Consider the following 22,702-nt stretch of genomic DNA (forward strand, 5'->3'; position numbering starts at 1 on the left):
CTATTTTTTGATCTTTTTCATCCGTCTACTGATGGTGGCTGGACTTACCCCAAGTATTTCAGACACTTTCGCCGCTGTGCCATATTTTCTCATGCCCAGCTCAATCAACTGCGTTTCCAGCTCTGCCACCGCTTCTTTTAGCGGCATCATCTCCAATACAAGCGGCTGTTTTTTCTTGGATTCCTCTTCACCGTACAGCACCTTCAAAACTACTTCGCGGTCAATCCATTCTTCCTGGCTGAATACAATTAATCTTTCCACAATATTTTCAAGCTCTCTGATGTTTCCCGGCCATCCGTACATTTCCAGCACTGAAATCGCATCGGGAGTATAACTTTTCTCAATGTTGTACATACGTTTGAAATGCTCCAGGAAATAAACCGCAAGTGGAAAAATATCTTCTTTCCTTTCACGCAGTGGAGGAATGCGAAGAGGAATGACATTCAAGCGGTAGAAAAGGTCTTCCCGGAAATCCCCGTTTGATACCATTAATTTCAAGTCTTTATTGGTGGCAGCGATAATTCGGACATCAATCGGGATTGTTTCTGTACCGCCAATCCGCACCATTTCCCGTTCTTGTATGACACGGAGCAATTTCACCTGCATATTTAACGGAAGATCGCCAATTTCATCCAGAAAAATCGTTCCTGTATGGGCACGCTCGAACAGGCCGGCTTTCCCCCTGCGGTCAGCCCCCGTAAATGCCCCTTTTTCATAACCGAACAGCTCACTTTCAATCAACTGTTCAGGAATGGCACCGCAGTTGACCCGGATAAAAGGGCAATCCTTCCGAGGGCTGGCAAAGTGGATTTCATGCGCAAAAATCTCCTTGCCCACTCCTGATTCGCCTTCAAGAAGAATCGTTGAATTCATCTTGGCGGCTCTCCGAAGGTTACTCAGAAGTGAGGCGACTTTACCCGAACGGTAAACCAATTTTTTCTTCTCTGTTTCAAAGGTATGCGTATTCAAGTCTTCCTGATCTGTTTCGGCATGAAGAGAGGCGTTCGATGTGATATCACGGGAAAGAATGACCACCTTTTCCAACTTTCCTTCATGATAAACAGGCGTAGCTACTGACCAAACCCTGGTTTGATTGGATGACTCCTGAATGGAAGTCACCTTCTTCTTTTGTTTTACACATAATTCAAAAATATTTGGTTGAAAAATATTCCGTCTTGTAAAGTCTCCGATCTGCTTTCCGATAATCTGATCCGCTTCTTTCGTTTTCCAAAAACTGCTCAAAAATTTTCCGGCCACCCGAAGGATTTTCCCTTTTTCATCAATCACCAGAATCTGTTCATTTGAGGAATCATATACCGCCTGCAGGTCGGAATACAGGTGGCGGACAAAGTCCAATTCCTGGACCGCCTCCTCGAACTCTTCCCGAAGGTAAAACATATGGACAAGACCTGAGATTTCACCCTCTATTTTTAGGGGATAAAAGTTTCCGCTCATTTGTTTAAAATTAATTGTGCTGTTCACACTTACAAGCGTTTCTCCGTCCAATACCCTCTTCAGGTCTTTTTCCATCGTCAACAGGGCTTTATAATTGCGGGATAAAAGAAAAGACCTTGGCAGGCCCAAAAATTTTTCTGCTGTCTCGTTCATGAATTCAATTTCATATAGGTTGTTCGTCCTTATAATTCCTACACCCGCTCCATGGATGATCTCATTCAAATGGACCAATTGTAGCTCATTGATTTGATGGCGGGCATTCTTTACTGTACTATACCCAGCGACACCTCCACTTGAATCCACTCCGATGACCGTTGTCACATTATGAAAAAACTCAACCGGAAGAGAATCGGGAACTTTCAACATGTCATCCTTATATTGAATCGGTTCATCCAGACTTTGTCCCGTATCGATCTGCTCAAGCAATTGGCTGTTTGTAATATAGCCGATCAAGACCCCTTGGTCCTCAACAAAAGCGATATCGGCTTGCTCACTAGTAATCTTTTGAATAACTGATTTGATAGAATTATCGTGTCCGACCACTGCTGCAATCGGTTTCAGGATATCTTTCCAAAGAATCAAGGGATCCCTCCTTATTCCGGGAAGAGATGTTTCTTCTATTATACCGCTTTCAGTTAAATTTGCCGATAGATTTTCTGGGCCTCCTCAAAAGCCTCAGGTGTATCGATATCAAATAAAATCCCCTTGTCTTCAACAGGAAACTGTTCCCTGATTGAAAAACGGTCCATGATGGCTCTTGCACCATGATCGCCTTGAATTTGCTGAAACCATTCAGGTTTTACATGACCGAAAAAAACGGGGTGACCTGCAGTCCCTTGAAAACTTGGTTGTAAAACAAACGACAAATTTACCTTTTGAAGCATGGATTGTCCCTTTTCAAAGACATTGTGGATTGTTTTTTGTGAAATGAAAGGAAGATCTGCAAGAAACACCATAAAGCTGGAGTGTAGCTTATTCATTTCGATTAACCCCAATTTTAAAGAGGTGCCCTGCCCCTGTCTGTAATCTTTGTTTAGTACCCAGCGAAACCGCTTATCCTGTATGGGAATAGCACATTGGATGGCTTCCGCCTTATGCCCGACCACTGCGATGACTTCGGAAAAGTTTTCCGCTAGTACATGCTCAACAACATGCGCCAAGATGGGACGGTCTCCCAAAGGCAGTAATTGTTTCGCTGTCCCCATTCTGGATGAAGTGCCTGCGGCAAGAATGATTGCACTCGTCTGTTCCATATAAGTCCCTTCCCATCATGAGTTCACTGTAGCTCCACCTTGGTGGATCCTCTTTGAATCCTGTAAAAATCCTCCCTCATGCCCTTTCTGAACCGCGATAATTTCAGCCATGATACTGATGGCTATCTCTTCAGGCGTTTCCGAACCGATATCGAGTCCAATCGGGCTGTGCATCCGCTTAATCTGTTTTTCCGTAAACCGGATTCCTTCCTCTTTAATGGCTTCAAGCATCCGGACCCGTCTCTTTCGCGGACCGAGAACCCCGATATAAGCCGCCGAAGAAGGCATGACAAATTTGAGCGTTTCCCGATCCCTTTCTATATGATGATTCATAACGATGACATATGTATGCCCGCCGATTTGCACTTCCTCCTTAAAATTGGAAGTATCAGCCAGAATCCTTTCCGCTCCAGGAAACCTATCCTCACTGTTATAGAATGGCCTCGGGTCGACTACAATTGTTTTCCACCCAAGCGACACTGCATATTTGGCCACCGGGATGGCATCATGACCAGCGCCAAAAATGACAAGTTGAGCCGGCGGCGTATACACATCAATGAAAACATCGATCTCCTTACCGTTTTCCATTGTAAAAGACTTTGAAAAAGATTTCGGGTTTTTTTCTTTCATCTTTTGCTGAACCATCCTAATGACATGCTCCTGTACGGTTGAATCCGAAAAATCCCCTGCTGTTTCACCCTTTTTTGGAATGAATACACGTCCACCCTCTTGTAAAATAGTCGCAATCCCGCAAGGTTTCCCTTCCATTATAGTTGTAAGCCAGAGGTCAAAAGCTGCATCCTGTTTTTGGGGAACCGGTTCGATATAAATGTCGACTGTTCCCGGACACCCAAGCCCAAGCCCCCAAACAAGGTCTTCATCCATGTCATATGTTTTCAATATAGGTGTTCCGGAACTGATTACCTGCTTTGCCACTTCTGCAACGTCCGCTTCCAGGCAGCCGCCGGAAACCATTCCTGTTCGATTTTCATCTTCATCAATTAGCATTTTAGCCCCTTCACGGCGGTAAGCTGATCCATATACACGGACAACTGTCGCTAGCGCGGCTCTTACACCTTTTTCCCGTGTTTCGATGACAGCCTGTATGATTTGTTCATTTTCAGTCAACGTCTTACCCCCTCACCTTTATCTTTTTTGCAAGTTTTAGGAATGAATGTGCATCGTAGGCTCCGGTAAAAAGATCTATATACTTCAAGGCCGCTTTCATTCCGCGGGCCGAAGGTTCATAACCTTCAATATTCAATAATGGATTTAACCAAATGACGGCGGATGTCTTTCTTTGAATTTCTCCCATCGCCCAGTCCATATGGCTGATATCCCCGGCATCCAGGCCGTCGCTGGCGATCATTACCACTGTGTCCTGATGAAGCAAACGTGGACCGTAGTCCTGTACAAATGAATAGATCGATTCTCCAATGCACGTTCCCCCGCCCCAAGAATCACCCAGTTGACTTAAAACCGGAAGAGCCATACGTTTATCCAAGAGCTGATCCGTCACTCGTTTGATTTTCGTAGAGAAAAGAAATACTTCCATATGCTTTGTAAATTTTGACAACGCATAAGCAAATTGCAGAAAGCGATGGGCATATAGGGACATGGAACGGCTTGCATCGCATAAAAGTACAAACTTAGCGCCCTGCTTTTTTCTTTTTTTCCAATATAAATGGACAGGATGGCCACCTGTCTGAAGACTTCCTCGCATCGTTTTCCGAAAGTTGAGCCTAATGCCCTTTTTCGCAGATTGATAGGAATGCTCTCTTTTCAGAGTTATTTTTCTTATAAGCATTTTAGCCGCTTTTTCCATATCTCCCAATTCATCGGGAGGGATATAAGCTTGATATTCTTCAGACTGCTTAAAGGCTGCTCTTGAAGCAACCCATGATAAACTCCGCTCTTTTCCGGTTGTTTCACCGTCCTGCGTTTGTTTTCCTTGCGGCCCTATAGGAGCCGTTCCCTGTTTACTCTCTGCTTCCTTCTCGTATTCCTGCTGTTTGCCCGAGTCGGATGCTTCTTTTCGAACGCTCTTTTCATTGTCACTCAAATAATGAAGCATTTCTTCGCTTAATCTATTTTCTTTTATGTTTAAAAAGAACTCTTTAAACGCATGGTCAAAAATCGGCTGCTCTTCCTTGCTGGTGCAGAGGACAAGCCTTAAACATGCCTGAAATTGGTCCCTGTTGAAAATATCGATCACTTGGACCGCTCGGATGCTGTCCATCGTTTCCTGCGGGCCAATCAAAAAACCCCGTTCCCGCAAGTGGAAGCAAAATTTTAGTATATGGTTGGAAAGTGTTTGTGTCAGCATGCGCCTGCCTCCCTTCAGACCTTGGCCATAGAAAGAAGATTCCCTTCCTTGATCTCTTTTTCAACGGTTTCCCAGTCCTCCTGATCCTTTATAAAACATCCCAAAGTTTGAAGTACCACTTTTTTGTCCAATTCACCTTGATTCAGTGCCATCAGAGCAAAAGCCCAATCCAAACTTTCGGCTATTCCGGGAACCTTCGAAAGCGGCATCTTCCGGATAAGTTGCATCATATTGACGATCTGCTCTGTCAGCTTTTTATTGATATTTGGAATTCGGGCTTGCAGAATGGCGGACTCTTTTTCAATATCCGGATAGGTGACCCAATAATATAGACAGCGTCTTCGCAGCGCATCACTCAATTCACGCGTCCGGTTGGACGTTAAAATGACATATGGTGGATGTTTCGCACGAATGGTACCCAATTCCGGTATAGTAATTTGAGATTCAGCAAGGGCTTCAAGTAAAAAAGCTTCAAATTCCTCGTCAGCCCTGTCCACCTCATCAATCAAAAGAACGGGTGATGAATGTCCGTCAGTCAAAGCATCAAGAATGGGGCGTGTAAGGAGGAATGGTTTGCTGAAAATAGCAGATTCTCTCTCTGCTAAAGAAGCATCGCTGTTTTCGGTCAAACGGATATGGAGCATTTGTTTAGCGTAATTCCATTCGTATAAGGCTGAATTCATGTCAAGCCCTTCATAACACTGGAGACGGATCAGGCGGGTATTCAAAGATTTTGCCAACACTTTTGCAAGTTCCGTCTTTCCTACACCTGCCGGACCTTCGATCAAAAGGGGCTTTTTCAGCGCCGTAACAAGGTGTAATGCTGTCAATATCTCCGGATCTGTAATATACCCTTGTTCCCTGAAGGCTTCTTCGATTGATTGTGTATGACAGCTAATTAGAACCACCTCATTTAGATAAAATGAATTTAGTGCACTTTTGAATTAGCACAAATGAATACTCGGACGATAAATTGGAACCCGTATAAGCTGTTTTATGTTTACATTAATCCGGAACCTTGCACTTTTAGAAATGCGAGTCAGATATTTAAACAACAAGCTTGGTTCACCGGACAAAATTCATTTTGTTGAAAATCCAAGGGCCGCACCATTAAAGCGCAGCCCCTAACTCTTTACAGTAAAACGGATTTTAATGCACGTGCTGTATAAATCTTACATAGCTGCTCTCTATATTCTTCGGATGCGAACAGATCGCTTCCCATATCCGCGCTTTCGGCAGCAAGACCAGCTGCCGATTCGATGACCGACTCAGATGGTGTTTGTCCCATAAGCGCATCTTCCACCGCTTCCGCCCGGAATACCATGTCTCCTGCTCCAGTGATGCCCACCTTGATATAATCGATTTTTCCATCACTACTCGTACCTGCAACTACGGAAACACCTACTACAGGATAACCTGATGCAGGATGAAAATATTTCAAATATGTTGATTTCGTATGGGAAGGCGGAATAGCAAATGTCACATTCGTTACGATGCTGTTTTCTGGCATCATCGTAATCAATGGTCCAATGATGAAGCTGTCGAGACTCATCGTTTCTTCCCCGTCTTCACCTTGGATCGTCAACTCCGCATCCAGTACAATTGCAGCTGCAGGCAGATCTGCCGCCGGATCGGCATGTGCAATATTTCCTCCCACCGTTCCCCGGTTCCGGATTTGAATATCTCCGACCTGTCGCGCAGCTTGCGCCAGGACCGGAATATGCTCTTTAATAACCGGGTCCACTGCCGCTTCGCGATGTGTCGTCATCGCCCCGACAATAATGCGTTCTCCAGCTTTGCGGACACCCTTTAATTCTGAGATCCGGCTTATATCAATTAATTTTCCAGGCTCTGTTAGTCTGAACTTCATCAGGGGGAGCAAGCTATGACCACCGGCAATCAGCTTTCCCTCTCCGTCGCTCTCCTGTAACAATTGAACGGCCTGTTCAATGGACTCGGCACGAACATAATCAAATTTAGCAGGAATCATGCTTGTTCCCTCCCTTTTTGAATTGCCCGCCATACTTTTTCCGGAGTAAGCGGCATATCGATATCCGTGATGCCAAACGGAGCGAGTGCATCCACCACCGCATTCATGACAGCTGGAATGGAAGCAGTCGTACCTGTTTCTCCCACTCCTTTGGAGCCCAATGGGTTGACAGGAGATAAAGTTTCTGTGAATGAATTTTCAATTTCAGGGAAGAAACGTGCTTTCGGCATTGTATAATCCATGAAGGTACCCGACATTAGCTGACCTTCATCGTTGTAAACGATGCCTTCCCACATGGCTTGCCCTACTCCTTGTGCTATCCCTCCATGGACTTGTCCAGATGCTGTAAGGGGATTGATGACTCGTCCGACATCATCGACAGCTATATAGCGTTTAAGCTCAATTTCTCCTGTATCCTGATCAATTTCGACAACAACGATATGCGTGCCGAACGGATAAACGAAGTTTTCTGGGTCGAAGAAAGCTTGTCCTTCCAATGAAGGCTCCATCCCTTCTGGAAGATTCCATGCATAGTTGGCTGATTTTGCGATCTCTTGAAAAGTGCGCTCGCGACCTGGAACGCCTTTCACTTTAAATACACCATTTTCAAAATCGATGTCATCTGTAGCCACTTCAAGTTCATGCGCAGCAATCTTTTTGGCCTTTTCCACGACACGTTCTGCAGCAAATGCAACAGCACCACCGCCAACAGCTGTTGAACGAGATCCGTATGTTCCCCATCCCATAGAAACTGCTTTGGTATCATTGAAAACGAATTCAATATCATCCATTGGAATGCCCAGCTTGTCTGCCACCACTTGGCCAAATGTTGTCGCATGTCCCTGCCCGTGAGGAGAAGTCCCTGCAAAAACAGTTACTTTCCCTGAAGGATGGACACGGACGGTGGAGTTTTCCCAGACTCCTCCCTGGAATCCGATGGCCCCGGCGACTGCAGATGGACCAAAGCCGCACAACTCCACATATGTAGACAAGCCGATACCCATGAGCTTTCCTTCTTTGCGGAGTTCTTCCTGCTTTTTGCGGAGTTTTCCATAATCGATGATTTCCAAGGCTTTCTTCAATGGCTTTTCATAGTCACCACTGTCATAGATAAGCCCCTGGGCATTCGTATATGGAAAAGCTTCCTTTGGAGCAAAATTCTTTTTTCTGAGCTCAAGCGGATCCATACCGATTTCCCTTGCAAACAAATCAATGATTCGTTCAATCTGATAGGTTGCTTCGGGTTTTCCGGCTCCACGGTATGCATCCGTCGGTGTCGTGTTAGTATAGACTCCGAATGTTTCACAGGATGCATGCGGAATATCATAAGCACCTGTAATCATAAGACCAAAGTCAATGGTTGGAACCCCGGGCCCCATTGTAGAAAGGTAAGCTCCCATGTTCGCTGTATTCTTCACTCGGATTGCCGTTAATTTTCCGTCACGGCTCCCTGCAAGCTCCACCTCAATAACTTCATCCCGGCCATGGTTCGATGCCATAAAATGTTCGTTGCGCTGCTCGATCCATTTGACAGGCTGTTGCAGATCACGCGCTGCATAGCCCACAAGTGCTTCATCCGGATACACTCCGATTTTCCCGCCAAAACCGCCTCCCATATCAGGAACAATGATCTGAAGTTTTGCTTCCGAAATTCCCAGAACTCCTGAAAGAACCATCCGGTGGATATGCGGGTTTTGTGAAGTACAATAGAGTGTCAATTCTCCCGTAGCCGGGTGATATTGTCCTACTGCCGCTCGAGTTTCCATGGGGCTCGGCGCGACCCGCTGAACATGGAAGCTCTCCTTGACAACCACTTCTGAGGATTCAAATATTTCTTCCGGGATTTCCCCTGCTTTCCAATGGAAAGCGATATTGTTCTCAACATCATCGTGAACAAGCGGAGCTCCTTCTTCCATCGCCTTCTTTTGATGAACGGCCGGCGCCAAAACCTCATATTCCACATCAATTAAATCCAGTGCATCCTTCGCAGCATACCGGTCTTCCGCAATCAGCATGGCCACACCGTCACCTACATACCGGACCCGATCTATAGCCAGCGGATATTGGGGAGCTTCTTTTAAATTACTGTCCGGAACAAGCCAGGATGAAGGGATTCTACCGATTTTTCCTTCCAGATCCTTGCCGGTATAAACTTTTACAACACCCGGTGATTTCATAGCCTCTTCTACATTGATGCTCTTGATTTTCGCATGGGCATGGGGGCTTCTTAATATGACGGCATGGAGCATGCCAGGCAATTTAATATCATCAGAGAAATATCCTGTCCCAGTAAGAAGCTTAGGATCCTCTTTCCTTTTCACACTGGTTCCAACTACAGTCCCCATTATGAGCGCACCTCCCCAACAACTTCTTTAGCCGGAAGCGGACGATCGGTTTCAGCCATGATCTGTACCGCTTTTTGAACAGCCTTAACGATAAATTGATAGCCTGTACACCTGCAGATGACACCTTCCAGCCCTTCGCGGATCTCTTCCTCAGTCGGATTCGGATTTTCGTTCAACAGGCCGATCATGGCCATCATGACCCCTGAAGTGCAGTAACCACATTGAAGACCGTGTTCCTCCCAGAATCCCTGTTGCATAGGATGCAGGTTGTCGGCCGTGCCGATTCCCTCCACAGTCGTCACTTCTGTTCCATCCGCCTGCACAGCAAGCATCGTGCAGGATTTCACGGCAGCACCGTCTACCATCACTGTGCAGGCCCCGCATTGGCTTGTATCACAGCCGATATGCGTACCGGTCAAACCGAGCTCATCGCGCAAAAAGTGGGCAAGCAGCATTCGTGGTTCAGCCTCTGCACTTCGTTCCCGGCCATTGACAGTCATATTCACCTTCATTTTATTGTTTGTCATGAACCGCTCCTCCTAATTAGAAATGTCTGTTACAGGTTTGCGATTTTTTTAGTTTCTTTCTCAATATCTTTGAAAAATTGTCCCAACAACAGCTTGGCTACGCCTCCCATGACTCTCTGTCCGACTGAAGCAAGAATTCCGGTCACCTTTACATCAGCACTGCAAGTAAGAATCGCCCCTGCCTCTGAATCTTCCAATCTCATTTCTGCGTTTGCATCAATCTCACCTGGTTTTCCTTTTCCATGAACGATCAGTTTGTAAAATTCCGGCTCCTTTTTTTCCACTTGGCGGACTTCAGCCGTAAAGAGCCCCTTAACGGGGCCTACATTGATCCCAAGTTCGGCATCATATACATCACCTTCCACTTCATTAAACGATTTGCATCCCGGCAAAGCCCCTCGCAACACCTCCTTATTTTGCAGCGTATTCCAAAGCGTTTCGACAGAAATGCCCTTAAACGTATGAGAGTTTTCTATTTTCACTGTTGATCACCTCTAGTTCTCTATTAACCAATGACTTCCCTTACTGGTAGAATGTCCACATCATTTGCCTTCAATGCCCGGACGATTGCTTTGGCTAGCTCGGGTGCACCCGGTGTATCTCCGTGGATGCAAATTGTCTGTGCCTTGACGGAAGCCTCTTTTCCGTCATGGGTAGTGACTTTTCCCTCTTTGACCATGCGGACAACCCGCCGTGCCATTTCATCGTAATCTTGGATTGTCTGCCCCTTCCTTGTCAGCACGATCGACCCGTTTTCTGTATGCTCACGGTCCGAATATGTTTCTAGGGCGACTGGGATTCCCATTCTATTCGCTTCTTCCCATACTTCGGAATTGTTCAGGGCAAAGATGATCGTTTCGGGATTCACTTCGTGGATAGCCTCTAAAACGGCCCGGGCAAGCTCTCTGTCTTCCATCGCTTTCATGAACAATGCGCCGTGCGGTTTGCAATGCTGGATATCAACATTAGCAGACCGGGCAAACTCCCTTAATGCCCCTGTCTGGTATGTGATGTAATCCTTGACTTCTTGCGCAGTGCACGTCATATAACGGCGGCCGAACCCCAGCAGGTCTGGGAAGCCGGGATGGGCCCCAATTCCCACTCCGTATTCTTTTGCCATTTCAACAGTCCGTCTCATCACTTGTGGATCACCTGCATGAAATCCACATGCTATATTCGCAGAGGTGATGTACTTCATCATTTCCTTGTCATTGCCCAGCTCATAAAGAGCGAAGCTCTCACCCATATCACAGTTTAAATCAACTTTGTACATATTTATCACCTCACCTGTCGTTCCTTCTGGAATTCATCCAAAAACTTTGTTGTATACTCGCCTTTTCTAAAACTGGCATTTTCCATAATGTCGTATAGAAGCGGGAGGTTTGTTGTAATACCTTCAACCTCCAGCTGTTCCAATGCTGCCTGCATATTTCCAATGGCTTGGTGACGGTCTTCGCCATGCACAATGATTTTACCGATCATCGGATCATAAAAAGGTGATACTTGGCTTCCTTCTTCAATGGCAAAATCAAGACGTGCCCTGTTTGGTAAAACCAACCGGTTAATTGTCCCCGGAGATGGAAAATAAGTGTTCGGATCTTCCGCATACAAACGGCATTCAATTGAATGACCTTCCTTTTTGATGTTTTGCTGCTGGAAAGGAAGTTCTTTACCTGCAGCCAATTGAAGTTGCAACTCCACCAGATCTAAACCGGTTATTTCTTCGGTGACAGGGTGCTCAACCTGAAGGCGCGTATTCATTTCAAGGAAGTAAAAGTTTCTCTCACCATCAAAAATGAACTCCATTGTACCGACATTCGTATACCCGATATGCTGTACACCGAGGATTGCCGTCTGCAGAAGCTCTTCCCTTAATTTTTCATCCAAATACGGCGAAGGGCTTTCCTCTACCACTTTTTGATTTCTCCTTTGAACGGAGCACTCACGCTCATACAGATGAATGACGTTTCCATAGTCGTCAGCCGCAATCTGCACCTCAATATGACGAGGTTCGTTGATCCATTTTTCCAGGAACAAATCCCCGTCACCAAAGAAAGACTCGGCCCTTTGTTTCGTAGAATCGAAGGCTTTTGCCAGCTCATCCGCATTATGAACAAGCTGCATTCCGATGCCTCCTCCTCCTGCACTGGCCTTCAGCATGAGAGGATATCCAATTTCGTCAGCAAGGCTCACTGCTTCCTCAACAGACGCCAACCGCCCTTCCGATCCAGGGACAACCGGAACTCCCGCCTCCTGCATCTGCGCTCGGGCTTCGAGCTTGCTCCCCATCAGTTCAATTGCATTTGCAGTTGGTCCGATGAAGGTGATCCCTTCTTCCTCGCAGCGACGAACAAATGCCGGGTTCTCTGATAAAAATCCATATCCGGGGTGGATAGCATCTGCATTTGTCTCTTTGGCCGCCTGAATGATGTTATCTATATCAAGATAGCTTTTCTTGGCTTGAGCCGGTCCTACACAGACACCGGTCGTCGCTTCTTTGACGAACGGCATCCCGGCATCCGCCTCCGAATAAACGGCAACGGTTTCAATTCCGAGTCGTTCGCATGTACGTATGACTCTCCGGGCAATTTCTCCTCTATTTGCAATTAATATTCGTTTAAAAAGCACAGGCATTTCTCCTTTTTAAAAACAGGTTAATGTTTATTTCAAAATGGCAACTTCCTGTCCGGCGTCCACAAGCTGCTCATTGTCCGACACGAAACGTTCGATCACTCCATCAACTTCGGCTTTGATCTCGTAGTAATTTTTCATGACTTCGACCAACCCGATCACATCACCCGCTTTGACCGCATCCCCTTCGTTGACGTAAACTTCTTTATCTGGTGACGGTTTCCGATAAAATACACCCGGAATCGGCGAAACAATTGTTTTTTTCTCTTCCATGATTAGACCTCCTGTTGTTGAGACTGAATTTGTTCTCTTATTTGTTCTATTTTGTCTCTTTCTGCTTTCCTTGCTTCAAGTGCTTCATCAATATTGCAAGAGATAAAGCGCACCTTTTCATTCGTTTTTGCCTGAGCCATTTTGTTCAAATCAGTGCTAATGATCGTAGCAATCGTTGCATACCCGCCACCTGTAACAGCATCATTCAGCAAAGCGATCGGCTCGACACCGTCCGGCACCTGAATGGAACCGATGGGGTAGCCCAGGTCCACAACATTTGATGGATTACTTCCAGCGCCAAATGGCTGCTCTCTTTCCACAAAATTCAACCGCTCTCCTTTAAAACGATAACCGACGCGGTTTGCTTCTGGAGTGATGGTCCAGTCCAAAGAAAAGAAACGTTTCTTGCTCTCTTCTGTTAATCGGTAACTGCATAGGCCCATAATAACTCGGATTTCATGATGCTTAGTATATTCAGGGATTAATTCGTCCGGAATGCGGGTTCCGATTTTCACCTGCTGTTTGACATCATTTCCGAGTTTCAATTCGTCATTTTCCTGAAGAGGACGCCCATCCACCCCTCCGATTCCACATAATGTATAAGTTGATCGTGATTCCATGATCGGAGGAACATCGATTCCTCCCTTTACGGCCAGATAGATCCTGGCTCCCCCTTTGACAAAGTCAAATGACAATAAATCGCCAGCTTTGATTGATAATGTTTCCCACATGGGAACAGGTTCCCCGTTAATTTTTGGAGGAATATCTCCTCCAGTCAACGCAATGACTGCATCCTCTTCAAATTCAAGGACAGGCCCCATATATGTAATCTCCAACGATGTCGCTCCATCATCATTTCCAACAAGAAGGTTGCCCACTTTGTATGAGAACTGGTCCATTGCCCCGGAAGGCGGCATCCCGACCTCATAATATCCAATCCGGCCAACATCCTGCACAGTTGTTTGCAAACCGGGATTTTTCACTTTAATCATGAGTACAACCTCCTTAACACTTCTTCAGAAAACGCTTTCGGATTTTCGAGTACTTGTTTCGGAGTAAAAGTAATCTCCTTCGTCAGATAACGGAAAGTCCCGTCTTCCACTTCTTTTCTGATTGAATCGTATTCTTCCCTGCTCACACTCCGGTATCTGAAAATGTCACCTTGTTTCGGAAATGTCATCGTTTCCTGGAAGTCGTATAACCTGCTGTCTCTTTCAAAAATTGGAGCTGCAGCAATTCCGAATAATTGGTACCCCCCGGCTCCATCTACAGGGTAGATTACGGTGAATGCTCCACCAAGTCCAAACGCCCGCTCAGGAGTAAAAGTCCTCGGCCGGACATATTTCGGTGCTTCAATCTGCTGCTCTCTCGGAACCATTTGATAGCACCATGGTAGCCCTGGAACAAAACCGATCATTGTGACAAGATACGGAGACCCCGTCATTGCATCAATCAATGCATCAGTTGAATCAAAGCCATTGATTCGCGCGGTGTATTCCAAATCCGTCGAATTTGGATCCTGATGCCGTTCCCTGAACCTCATCAATGCCTCATGTGTCCATGGATCTTCAAATAAAACAGGAACATCGACCATTCTTGATGATAATTCGAAGTCATCAATGGAAATCGTTTGTTCCAAATCTTTCAATTTTGAAATCAGCTTGTCCGGATGGATTTTTTCAGGTTCAAACCGGACCATGTAGGAAGCATTCGATGGGCAAATGTCCAAAATGCCTGGAATCTGTTCTTCCTTTAATTGTTTCGTGATTGCCATTGCCTGAAAGTTCACTTCAAGGCTCATCTCTTCTGACAGTTCGACAAAAATAAACTCATCTCCACCGTATTCGTAACGGACCATAAGCACTTCACCTCTCATTTACTCTATATGCCAATTAATATTGCAATATCCATGCCAATATTAAAAAGTGATATTCATTAGTATTTTCAATATTATCTGCCAATAAAAATTTCAAAAATGAAATTTTTATTTTCGTATTTGAAATTTACATTGAGATTCTAATGGCATCATGAAAACTCGGGATTTTCCGAAACCTGACACAATGAACCGAAAAAACGAATAATTGCCCGAAAATCCATTATTTGAATGATTTTTTTGTAGCCCGAGATGGAAATCGATCTTCGGGCTTAGTTAAGTTCAGGTTTACTGACGAGTAAAAATGGTGCCCTAAAATACGGCTGAACCTTCTTGAATAAAGCATCATATGCGGGAATGGAGGTTGGGGTGTTTTTCATTTTAGAATGATGTTTACAGTTTTCATTCATTATGAGCCTTCACATAGTGATCTTAAATAATAAAATTTTATATAAAAATGAACTTTTTTCATCTATGATTTCTCTTATAGATAAGTGAGGTGAGGCCATGGGTGCAGGCCGGTTGGTAAAAAAGGCAAAAAAGGGAGACAAGGAAGCATTGCTTCAGTTGATCATGGCAGAAAAGGATGCTTATTATAGGCTTGCTTTTACTTACATGAAAAATGAGCATGATGCAATGGATGCCATGGAGGAAATGATCCTTACATTGTACGAAAAAATTGATCATCTCAAAAAAGCTGATGCTTTTTACAGCTGGAGCAAAACGATTTTAGTGAACCTTTGTAAATCCATGCTCCTCAAACAAAAGAAAGTGGTCCTGCTGGAGAGTGCGCCCGACGGTCAAAATTCGTATCAGGCTCCCTATCTAATCAGCGAACAGCGTATGGATATCCAGCAAATGCTGGACCATCTGAATGAAAACCAAAGGGAAACCATTCAACTGAAATATTTACATGATCTGGATTACAAAACAATAGCTGAAATTACCGATGTTTCAATTGGCACAGCCAAATCGAGGATTTTCGAAGGTTTGAAAAAACTGAGGGAACTTTTCGGGGGTGATTCGAATGAATGATATTGAAAAACAGCTGAATGAAGAAAAAAGACGCCTGAGCTCCATCACCGCGCCCGAAGAACTGGAGTCAAGGCTGAGGAGTGCTTTACAGACTACCCCGAAAAAAAGGCCCAGGAGGACTTCAGTTTTTATGAAGCTGGCGGCCGTCGCCCTCGTGTTAATAGTGGCAGCCGGATATCAATATAATGCCTTGGCCTACTACGGAAAAAAACTGCTCGGGTTCGATGAAATAATTAACAGCACCTTACAGGATCTGAACAATAAAGGGTTGGGCCAAACCATTGAAAAGAAAGCGACCCTGATAGATGGAACTGTCCTTACTATCGATGGAATCATGACGGATTCAAACCAGATGATCATGTATTACACGTTAAGCAATCCAAAAGGGCTAGATGAAGAAACCATTGACCGTTTTCAGCCACTTAAAATTACTGGTTTTTTAACAAGATCAAATTTCGAAAGCAGTATTTATATGTCCAACAATGAAAATACCGAAATCAAAGGAACGCTGTACTTCGAACCCGTCAGTCCATTTTCCAAAAAACTTACCTTTCATTATTGGGAATCCGTTGAGAGTGGCACAATGAAAGATGAAAGTATCACTTTTTCTTACGACCCAAACAAAGCTATGCAGACTGAGCTAAAACAAAAAATATATAAGAACGTAAGAGTCGATAAAGGGACAATTTCCTTCAAATCAATCACTGCCTCACCAACCTTGACAGTGATTGATGGAAAGCTTAATGTTGGAAACTTTGACAGGGTTCCTTCAGCATTGGATGGCATAGAATTAGTCGCCAATGGAGTGCCTGTCGATACAATTGGAAGCGGCCATCGGTCAGCCATTAACGGTATGAAGTTTGACCTTCGCTTCGATGCGTTGCCGAAAAAACTTGATTCACTGGAATTAGTAGTAAAAGAGTTTGCGGGATATAAGAAACTTGAGGAAAAAATAAAACTTACTTCCCAGAAAAATTTTACAGTGGGAGGCAAAGATTTGATCATCCAAAACGTAGCATTAACTTCCGAAGGAACGGAAATCACCATTGCAACTGACGAGGACATTATGCTCGATGGTGTATCAATTGAAACAAAAAGTGGAGAAATCCCCTTATTGACCACTGTGAACCAAGTTGATTCCGAAAATGAAGACGGCCGGACCATGAAGGAACGGACCCTGTTGTTCGATACGAAAGACAAACCGGAGTTATTGCTGATAGAAGGAATGCATTACCTAAAGGATTATAACAAAAAAATTAAGATACCGGTAAAATAGAGAATCGGGTAAACCTGCTTTGTCCTTGGGGAAAAAGCAGGCTTTATTCATTTGGGATTCGTGTAATTGCAGATTGAGTTCGTTTAGGCCAAGTTTGTGCATTTTTCGAAAATTAAACTACCTCACTTTTAACATGTTGCCCAGCCGCCAAATTATGTCTTTGTCCTTACATATTTTTTATTTAACCCAAAAATAAGCCAAACGAATGCCACTGTTATTGCCAAAGCAACCACAATGAGCACCGGCATTGAAATCATTAATGAATCCGCCAGAAATACAGTAATTGTCTGGACGGCAATGGCAGCCATGATCAGGCACATCAAGAGGCTCAGCGATTTTTCACTGATCAACGCTGTTAATTTTCCGCCAATCACCGCTCCTATAACACCGCTGATTCCAAGCGGCACAATGACATCCATCCGAATATATTCTCCGCTCAACTTCCCCAAAATAGTCCCTACGCACAGCATCCCTCCGACAACCATACCGGTGCCGACGGCCTGCCTGACAGTTAAACGGAATAGCCGCAGGAATATCGGCATGTATAGAAATCCGGCTGCAACACCGATCATGCCTCCTACTGCTCCAACGATTATACTGAGAAAAATTGCTGTGAAATATGGAAACTTGCTTTCCGCATCAAGTTCCTTTCCACGGCTCGGTAAAACGATCGCCACCGCAGCCAGCAGTGCAAAAAAAGCAAAAATTCCTTGCAGCACATTGTCGTTGAATGAGTTGGCCATCAAGGATGAAATGAAACTGGAAATCACTGCAGGTATACCAAAGTATAGGACAATCTTATTGACAACGAGTTTTTGCAGCCAAAAATAGATCGCTCCTGAAATTGTCGTAAACAGTGTGTAAAAAGCAGTTGTCGTTACTATCTGTTTCATATCCAGTTTCAATTGAAAAACAGCAGATATCAGAATCAGCATGCTCGTAACGATGATGCTTCCGCCAACTGACACCATGCCGGAAATGATTCCTGAAAATAATCCGATCAAAAATGCTATAATCCACATGCAAATCCTCCAACCTATTGCTTGTACAGGACTTCTCCTGTTTTTTCCACGCCATATCCAAGCGATCGCAATTCTTCTTTAAATTCTTCGCTATTTAAAATCTCCAAAACCATATTGATAAGCCGAGCATTGTCTTCTTTTTTCAACATTACCAAATCATAACTTTCTGTGACGAGCGGGATGAAATCAATATTCGCCACCTTTGCTGACTGTTCGATACCGACGCCGATATCAGCCCGGCCGTTTGCAACAACGCTGGCCACACCCAGATGACTTGTTTGGATATCTTCATATCCATTCAGCTGATTTTTCGAGATCCCATTAATCCGCAGCTGTTCATCCAAAAGGACCCTCGCTCCTGCCCCTTTTTCACGGTTTATCAGCTTTATGCCCTGCTTGGCCAGATCCTTCCATGTTTGAAATCCATGTGGATTGCCTTTTGCCACATAGAGTCCCGCTTTCCGCTGGAGCATGTGAATGACTATAAAAGATTGACTGACCAACATTTTCCTTATGTATGGAATATTGTATTGGAGCGTATCCCCGTCGAGCAGGTGCGTACTCACCACATCCGCTTTTCCCAAATACATCGCAATCAGACTGTCAAGACTGCCACTGTAGGAGCGAAGCGGCCGCAAGTCACTAGTTTTTGATTCAATCTGACGTGCCAAAATATCAAGACTGCTGTCCTGACCGCTGATCACGATTTGACGTGCCATTCCTGAAGATTCCGTTCCTTGGACACTCCTCACTTCCTGCCCCCGCGACTTATAATTTTCCAGTTCCTTTGCGTCCACCCGCATTTGCCTGCCAACCCGGAAAGCCTTCAACTCGCCCTTTTTGATTAAATCATAGACTGTTAGCTTGGAGACTTTTAAAAGCTGGGCAATTTCTTCCGTAGTAAAAGATTCGTTGTATACCAAGAAAAACACCTCAATATTCTTAATAATTCTATTTTATCATTTACTTAAACAAGCAGGCTAATTATAATTAGTTATATCCAATTATAATTAGATATAATCAGAACTGTTTTTAGGGGGATGATGATGAAAAAATTTGCAATTTTCATGTTGACTATTGCTTCATTGCTTTTTGCGGGATGCAGCAATGATACAAGCAGTAAAACCAACCGGGATTCAGAAGAAAAGGTTGAGGAAAAAACCCCGTTGACCGTTTCCGCTGCGGTCAGTTTGACTGATGCATTGGAAGAGATTAAAGAAATGTATGAAAAAGAACACCCTGTAGAATTGACCTTTAATCTAGGTGGATCAGGTACACTGGCCCAGCAGATTCAGCAAGGTGCCCCAGTGGACATTTTTATTTCGGCCAACCAGGAATGGATGGATACTCTCGAAAAAGATGACCTTGTCGATACCTCGACAAGAGAAGATGTCACGGGCAATAAAATCGTTTTGATCACAGGGGCAGACTCCAAAATCGGTTATAAATCAATCGATGAAATCTCTGCGGCAGATGTGGATCAAATCGCGATTGGCAATCCTGAAAGTGTTCCAGCAGGGCAATATTCGGAAGAAATTTTACATAACTTGAAAAAGTGGGATGAGCTAGAAAAAGAAAAGAAGCTTGTCATGGCGAAAGATGTGCGTCAAGTATTGACGTATGTTGAAACTGGAAACGCCGACATCGGACTTGTCTATGAAAGTGATGCGATGACTTCCGATAAAATCAAGATTTTATCGACTGTCGATGAGTCGCTGCACGATCCGATCATTTACCCGGGGGCCGTTCTAGCTGAAACAAAACATGAAAAAGAGGCGGAAGAATTCCTGAAATTCCTGGGGACTGAAGAAGCACAGAGCATTTTGGAAAAATACGGTTTTAAGAAATAATTGTTGTAAGGTATGATAGATGTATGAACTATTCTCCGCTGTTACTATCATTTAAAACTGCTGCTATCTCAACGGTGATCGTCTTTATTACAGGGGTTATCCTAGCAAGAATAATCGGGCGCAACTCTTTTTATGGGAAAAGCGTTGTGGAAGCAATCATTTTGCTGCCGCTCGTGCTTCCCCCTACAGTTATCGGTTTTGGGCTCTTATATGTTTTTGGGAAAAACGGATTCATAGGAAAGCTATTGCTCGACTGGTTTGATTTCCAGATTGTTTTTACATGGTATGGAGTTCTCATTGCCGCTGTTTTCGTTTCTTTTCCATTAATGTACCAAAGTGCTGCCGCTGCATTTAAACAATATGATCCGAACGTTGAAAATGCGGCTTACACGATGGGCGCTTCGAAATGGAAAGTATTCTGGACAATCTCCTTTCCCCTTGCCTGGCCGGGGTTGCTGGCAGGGACCGTCCTTTCCTTTGCCCGCGCCCTTGGTGAATTCGGTGCCACGCTGATGATTGCCGGCTATATCCCGAACGTAACCGACACGATTCCGCTTGCCATCTATTTTGCGGTGGAATCTGGAAATATGGAACTGGCAAAATTTTGGGTCATCATTATCGTCGCTCTCGGATTCAGTGCCATCTTATGGCTGAACTGGTGGAGTAAGAGGAACATGATGAAACATTCGAAATCCTGATGGAGGTATGTCTGTGCTAACCGTCGATATTCAAAAACAACTGCCCCACTTCTATCTGAATATACAATTCTCGGCAAGCAATGAAATTATCGTCCTGTTCGGTCCTTCCGGCTCGGGTAAAACTACCATTCTTAATTGTATCTCTGGACTGGATCAACCTGATTCAGGCGTCATCCGCTTAAACGAAACTACTTTTTTTGACGGCAAGCCTCTCGTAACCATCCAAAATAGGAATATTGGATATTTGTTTCAAGAATATGCCCTTTTTCCACACATGACTGTCTGGAAAAATATTGCCTACGGTATGAAAAATGAAGCATTTGCCAAGGACTTGATACAGGAACTTCGGATTGAACATCTAACAGCGAAATACCCCTCTGAAATTTCAGGAGGGGAAAAACAGCGTGTTGCTCTGATTAGGGCCATCGCCACTGAACCCGCCGCCCTTCTTTTGGATGAACCTTTTTCTGCATTGGATAATGATACAAGGGAAAAAAGCCATGAAGAACTGCTCCGTGTCCATCAGCTATGGAGGATTCCGATCATCCTGGTCACCCATAACCATAACGAGGCGGAAAAACTGGGGAATCGGATTTTATATTTAAAGGAAGGCAAGATTGTTGAGAAGAACCCAAGAAAAGATTCAGGGACACTTGTATTCCCATAAAGAAACCAAACGAAAGCCCCTCGGGTTTGAACTGCACCCCGAATGTTAGACACATACTCGAACATTTGGAGGTGCTTTTTTAGATGGTAAAAATATCAGATTCAAATAAACATACTGCTGTTCTTCGCTATTTAGAAGGAAAGGAGTCATATCAGGATATTTCAAACTCTCTTGGAGTTGATTGTGGAGATTTTCGTCTTTGGGTTAAGCGTTATGAGTACCATGGGGAACAAGCATTTATAAAGAGCTATACAAACTATACAGCAGACTATAAACTAGACGTACTAAACTATATAAATGAACACGGGACGTCTATCCGAGAAACATCTGCGATTTTCAACCTTCCTACCACCAACTTGATACGGAGCTGGAAAAAACTCCTGGAGTCTGGTGGGATAGATGCCCTTATTCCAAAGAAAAAGGGGCGTCCAGCCATGAAAAGAAAAGATGAAAAGCAACTGAATAAAAAACGTTCAGCCGAAGGATCCGTAGAATCTTTACAGGCAGAAGTAGAACGTTTGCGTATGGAAAATGCTTATTTAAAAAAGTTGAACGCCTTAGTTCAAAACAAGGAAAAGTCACCAAACAAGACAAGGCACAAGTAGTCTATGAACTAAGGCATGAATTTCCGGTAAAGGCACTAATCAAACTAGCAGGTATTCCACGCAGCACTTATTATTACAACGTAAAAAATTTTGGCCGGCCAGACCCTGATAAAGAACTGAAACAATTGGTTCAGTCTATTTATGATGAACATGAAGGTCGTTTTGGTTACCGCCGTATACGCGATGAACTCAGAAATCGTGGGTATAAGGTAAACCACAAAAAAGTACAGCGCCTCATGAAGGAACTGGGGATTAAATGTATAGTCCGCATCAAAAAATATAAATCCTATAAAGGGACGGTTGGTGAGATCGCGCCGAATATCTTAGACCGTAACTTCCAGGCTGAAAAGTCAAATGAGAAATGGGTTACCGATATTACGGAATTTAAATTATTTGGGGAGAAGCTGTATTTATCACCCATACTGGATTTGTTTAATGGGGAAATCATCACTTATACAATCGGGCCAAGACCAACCTATTCACTAGTTTCCACCATGCTGGATCAGGCATTTAAGCGACTATCAGAAGAGGATGAACTCCTGCTTCATTCAGATCAAGGATGGCATTATCAGATGAAAAAATACCGGCATACCCTAGAGAAACGCGGGATTACGCAAAGTATGTCACGTAAAGGCAACTGTTATGACAACGCCGTTATTGAAAACTTTTTCGGTATCCTGAAGTCTGAATTTCTTTATCTTAAGGAGTTTGAAAGTGTGGAACACTTTAAACTAGAACTAGAAAAGTATATAAAATACTATAATCACAAACGGATTAAGGCCAAATTAAAAGGCATGAGCCCGATACAATACCGGGTTCATGCCCAACATGCCGCCTGACGAAATAACCGTGTCTAACTTTTTGGGGTCACTTCAG

The 22,702-nt window shown here is 44.2% G+C and carries 22 protein-coding genes; 6 read left to right on the plus strand and 16 right to left on the minus strand.

From position 1 onward, the window contains the following. The 14 genes from C509_RS0119795 to C509_RS0119860 all read right to left on the minus strand — a co-directional run bounded on the left by C509_RS0119795 (position 1) and on the right by C509_RS0119860 (position 14,658). Complete coding sequence (locus tag C509_RS0119795; RefSeq protein ID WP_018708673.1) at positions 1-2,037, minus strand: sigma 54-interacting transcriptional regulator; 2,037 nt, start codon at positions 2,035-2,037, stop codon at positions 1-3. Between the two features lie 53 nt (positions 2,038-2,090). Continuing rightward, on the minus strand, positions 2,091-2,708 hold the full coding sequence (locus C509_RS0119800) for a nucleotidyltransferase family protein (protein WP_018708674.1): 618 nt from the start codon (positions 2,706-2,708) through the stop codon (positions 2,091-2,093). A gap of 15 nt (positions 2,709-2,723) precedes the next feature. Then, positions 2,724-3,836: an XdhC family protein gene (locus C509_RS0119805; RefSeq protein WP_018708675.1), complete on the minus strand. Its 1,113-nt coding sequence runs from the start codon at positions 3,834-3,836 to the stop codon at positions 2,724-2,726. A 4-nt stretch (positions 3,837-3,840) separates the two neighbouring features. Further along, positions 3,841-5,034 (minus strand): vWA domain-containing protein, encoded by a 1,194-nt coding sequence (locus C509_RS0119810; protein ID WP_018708676.1) that lies wholly within the window; start codon positions 5,032-5,034, stop codon positions 3,841-3,843. A 14-nt stretch (positions 5,035-5,048) separates the two neighbouring features. Continuing rightward, positions 5,049-5,942 carry an AAA family ATPase gene (locus tag C509_RS0119815; RefSeq protein WP_026319987.1) on the minus strand — a complete coding sequence of 298 codons (894 nt, stop codon included), beginning with the start codon at positions 5,940-5,942 and terminating at the stop codon, positions 5,049-5,051. A gap of 224 nt (positions 5,943-6,166) precedes the next feature. Beyond that, positions 6,167-7,024, minus strand: a complete 858-nt coding sequence (locus C509_RS0119820) for an FAD binding domain-containing protein (protein ID WP_018708678.1) — start codon at positions 7,022-7,024, stop codon at positions 6,167-6,169. Further along, positions 7,021-9,369: a xanthine dehydrogenase family protein molybdopterin-binding subunit gene (locus C509_RS0119825; RefSeq protein WP_018708679.1), complete on the minus strand. Its 2,349-nt coding sequence runs from the start codon at positions 9,367-9,369 to the stop codon at positions 7,021-7,023. The genes C509_RS0119820 and C509_RS0119825 overlap by 4 nt, the downstream gene beginning before the upstream one ends. Then, on the minus strand, positions 9,369-9,896 hold the full coding sequence (locus C509_RS0119830; protein WP_018708680.1) for a (2Fe-2S)-binding protein: 528 nt from the start codon (positions 9,894-9,896) through the stop codon (positions 9,369-9,371). The genes C509_RS0119825 and C509_RS0119830 overlap by 1 nt, the downstream gene beginning before the upstream one ends. Before the next feature lie 29 nt (positions 9,897-9,925). Next, entirely contained in the window at positions 9,926-10,378 is a 453-nt protein-coding gene (locus C509_RS0119835) for an SRPBCC family protein (protein WP_018708681.1), read from the minus strand. Positions 10,379-10,401: 23 nt separating this feature from the next. Beyond that, positions 10,402-11,169 carry a LamB/YcsF family protein gene (locus C509_RS0119840; protein WP_018708682.1) on the minus strand — a complete coding sequence of 256 codons (768 nt, stop codon included), beginning with the start codon at positions 11,167-11,169 and terminating at the stop codon, positions 10,402-10,404. Positions 11,170-11,174: 5 nt separating this feature from the next. After that, positions 11,175-12,524 (minus strand): acetyl-CoA carboxylase biotin carboxylase subunit, encoded by a 1,350-nt coding sequence (locus C509_RS0119845; protein ID WP_018708683.1) that lies wholly within the window; start codon positions 12,522-12,524, stop codon positions 11,175-11,177. 33 nt (positions 12,525-12,557) lie between these two features. Further along, positions 12,558-12,800: an acetyl-CoA carboxylase gene (locus tag C509_RS0119850; protein WP_018708684.1), complete on the minus strand. Its 243-nt coding sequence runs from the start codon at positions 12,798-12,800 to the stop codon at positions 12,558-12,560. A gap of 2 nt (positions 12,801-12,802) precedes the next feature. Continuing rightward, entirely contained in the window at positions 12,803-13,792 is a 990-nt protein-coding gene (locus C509_RS0119855) for a 5-oxoprolinase subunit C family protein (protein ID WP_018708685.1), read from the minus strand. After that, positions 13,789-14,658, minus strand: coding sequence for a 5-oxoprolinase subunit B family protein (locus tag C509_RS0119860; protein WP_018708686.1), 870 nt, complete (start codon positions 14,656-14,658; stop codon positions 13,789-13,791). The genes C509_RS0119855 and C509_RS0119860 overlap by 4 nt, the downstream gene beginning before the upstream one ends. A 522-nt stretch (positions 14,659-15,180) precedes the next feature. Here C509_RS0119860 and C509_RS0119865 point away from each other — a divergent pair. Both C509_RS0119865 and C509_RS0119870 read left to right on the plus strand, forming a co-directional pair. Beyond that, a complete protein-coding gene (locus tag C509_RS0119865; protein WP_018708687.1) occupies positions 15,181-15,708 on the plus strand; it encodes an RNA polymerase sigma factor in 528 nt (175 codons plus the stop codon). Next, positions 15,701-16,984, plus strand: coding sequence for a DUF4179 domain-containing protein (locus C509_RS0119870; protein WP_018708688.1), 1,284 nt, complete (start codon positions 15,701-15,703; stop codon positions 16,982-16,984). Before C509_RS0119865 ends, C509_RS0119870 begins: the two co-directional genes overlap by 8 nt. A 152-nt stretch (positions 16,985-17,136) precedes the next feature. Here the strand turns inward: C509_RS0119870 and C509_RS0119875 are convergent, their stop codons facing one another. After that, positions 17,137-18,006, minus strand: coding sequence for a sulfite exporter TauE/SafE family protein (locus C509_RS0119875; protein WP_018708689.1), 870 nt, complete (start codon positions 18,004-18,006; stop codon positions 17,137-17,139). 14 nt (positions 18,007-18,020) lie between these two features. Further along, positions 18,021-18,929 (minus strand): helix-turn-helix transcriptional regulator, encoded by a 909-nt coding sequence (locus C509_RS0119880; RefSeq protein ID WP_018708690.1) that lies wholly within the window; start codon positions 18,927-18,929, stop codon positions 18,021-18,023. 123 nt (positions 18,930-19,052) lie between these two features. On the opposite strand from C509_RS0119880, the gene modA reads away from it, so the two are divergent. The 4 genes from modA to C509_RS25760 all read left to right on the plus strand — a co-directional run bounded on the left by modA (position 19,053) and on the right by C509_RS25760 (position 22,665). Then, a complete protein-coding gene (gene modA, locus C509_RS0119885; protein WP_018708691.1) occupies positions 19,053-19,856 on the plus strand; it encodes a molybdate ABC transporter substrate-binding protein in 804 nt (267 codons plus the stop codon). 23 nt (positions 19,857-19,879) lie between these two features. Then, on the plus strand, positions 19,880-20,554 hold the full coding sequence (modB, locus tag C509_RS0119890; protein ID WP_018708692.1) for a molybdate ABC transporter permease subunit: 675 nt from the start codon (positions 19,880-19,882) through the stop codon (positions 20,552-20,554). A 13-nt stretch (positions 20,555-20,567) separates the two neighbouring features. After that, a complete protein-coding gene (locus tag C509_RS0119895; RefSeq protein WP_018708693.1) occupies positions 20,568-21,221 on the plus strand; it encodes an ATP-binding cassette domain-containing protein in 654 nt (217 codons plus the stop codon). A gap of 83 nt (positions 21,222-21,304) precedes the next feature. After that, positions 21,305-22,665, plus strand: a protein-coding gene (locus C509_RS25760; RefSeq protein ID WP_154654392.1) for an IS3 family transposase whose coding sequence is annotated in 2 segments (ribosomal slippage) — positions 21,305-21,761 and positions 21,761-22,665 — 1,362 coding nt in all. Because the reading frame shifts where the segments join, the coding sequence is not laid out codon by codon here. Positions 22,666-22,702: the final 37 nt, after the last annotated feature.

The sequence above is a fragment of the Siminovitchia fordii DSM 16014 = CIP 108821 genome, assembly GCF_000374565.1.
GTDB classification, from domain to species: domain Bacteria; phylum Bacillota; class Bacilli; order Bacillales; family Bacillaceae_C; genus Siminovitchia; species Siminovitchia fordii.

Coding starts and splice junctions, on each gene's coding strand:
- C509_RS0119800 (WP_018708674.1), bottom strand. CDS start 2,708: ATGGAACAGACGAGTGCAATCATTCTTGCCGCAGGCACTTCATCCAGA.
- C509_RS0119875 (WP_018708689.1), bottom strand. CDS start 18,006: ATGTGGATTATAGCATTTTTGATCGGATTATTTTCAGGAATCATTTCC.
- modB (WP_018708692.1), top strand. CDS start 19,880: ATGAACTATTCTCCGCTGTTACTATCATTTAAAACTGCTGCTATCTCA.
- C509_RS0119855 (WP_018708685.1), bottom strand. CDS start 13,792: ATGATTAAAGTGAAAAATCCCGGTTTGCAAACAACTGTGCAGGATGTT.
- C509_RS0119870 (WP_018708688.1), top strand. CDS start 15,701: ATGAATGATATTGAAAAACAGCTGAATGAAGAAAAAAGACGCCTGAGC.
- C509_RS0119810 (WP_018708676.1), bottom strand. CDS start 5,034: ATGCTGACACAAACACTTTCCAACCATATACTAAAATTTTGCTTCCAC.
- C509_RS0119840 (WP_018708682.1), bottom strand. CDS start 11,169: ATGTACAAAGTTGATTTAAACTGTGATATGGGTGAGAGCTTCGCTCTT.
- C509_RS0119825 (WP_018708679.1), bottom strand. CDS start 9,369: ATGGGGACTGTAGTTGGAACCAGTGTGAAAAGGAAAGAGGATCCTAAG.
- C509_RS0119860 (WP_018708686.1), bottom strand. CDS start 14,658: ATGGTCCGTTACGAATACGGTGGAGATGAGTTTATTTTTGTCGAACTG.
- modA (WP_018708691.1), top strand. CDS start 19,053: ATGAAAAAATTTGCAATTTTCATGTTGACTATTGCTTCATTGCTTTTT.
- C509_RS0119830 (WP_018708680.1), bottom strand. CDS start 9,896: ATGACAAACAATAAAATGAAGGTGAATATGACTGTCAATGGCCGGGAA.
- C509_RS0119865 (WP_018708687.1), top strand. CDS start 15,181: ATGGGTGCAGGCCGGTTGGTAAAAAAGGCAAAAAAGGGAGACAAGGAA.
- C509_RS0119850 (WP_018708684.1), bottom strand. CDS start 12,800: ATGGAAGAGAAAAAAACAATTGTTTCGCCGATTCCGGGTGTATTTTAT.
- C509_RS0119820 (WP_018708678.1), bottom strand. CDS start 7,024: ATGATTCCTGCTAAATTTGATTATGTTCGTGCCGAGTCCATTGAACAG.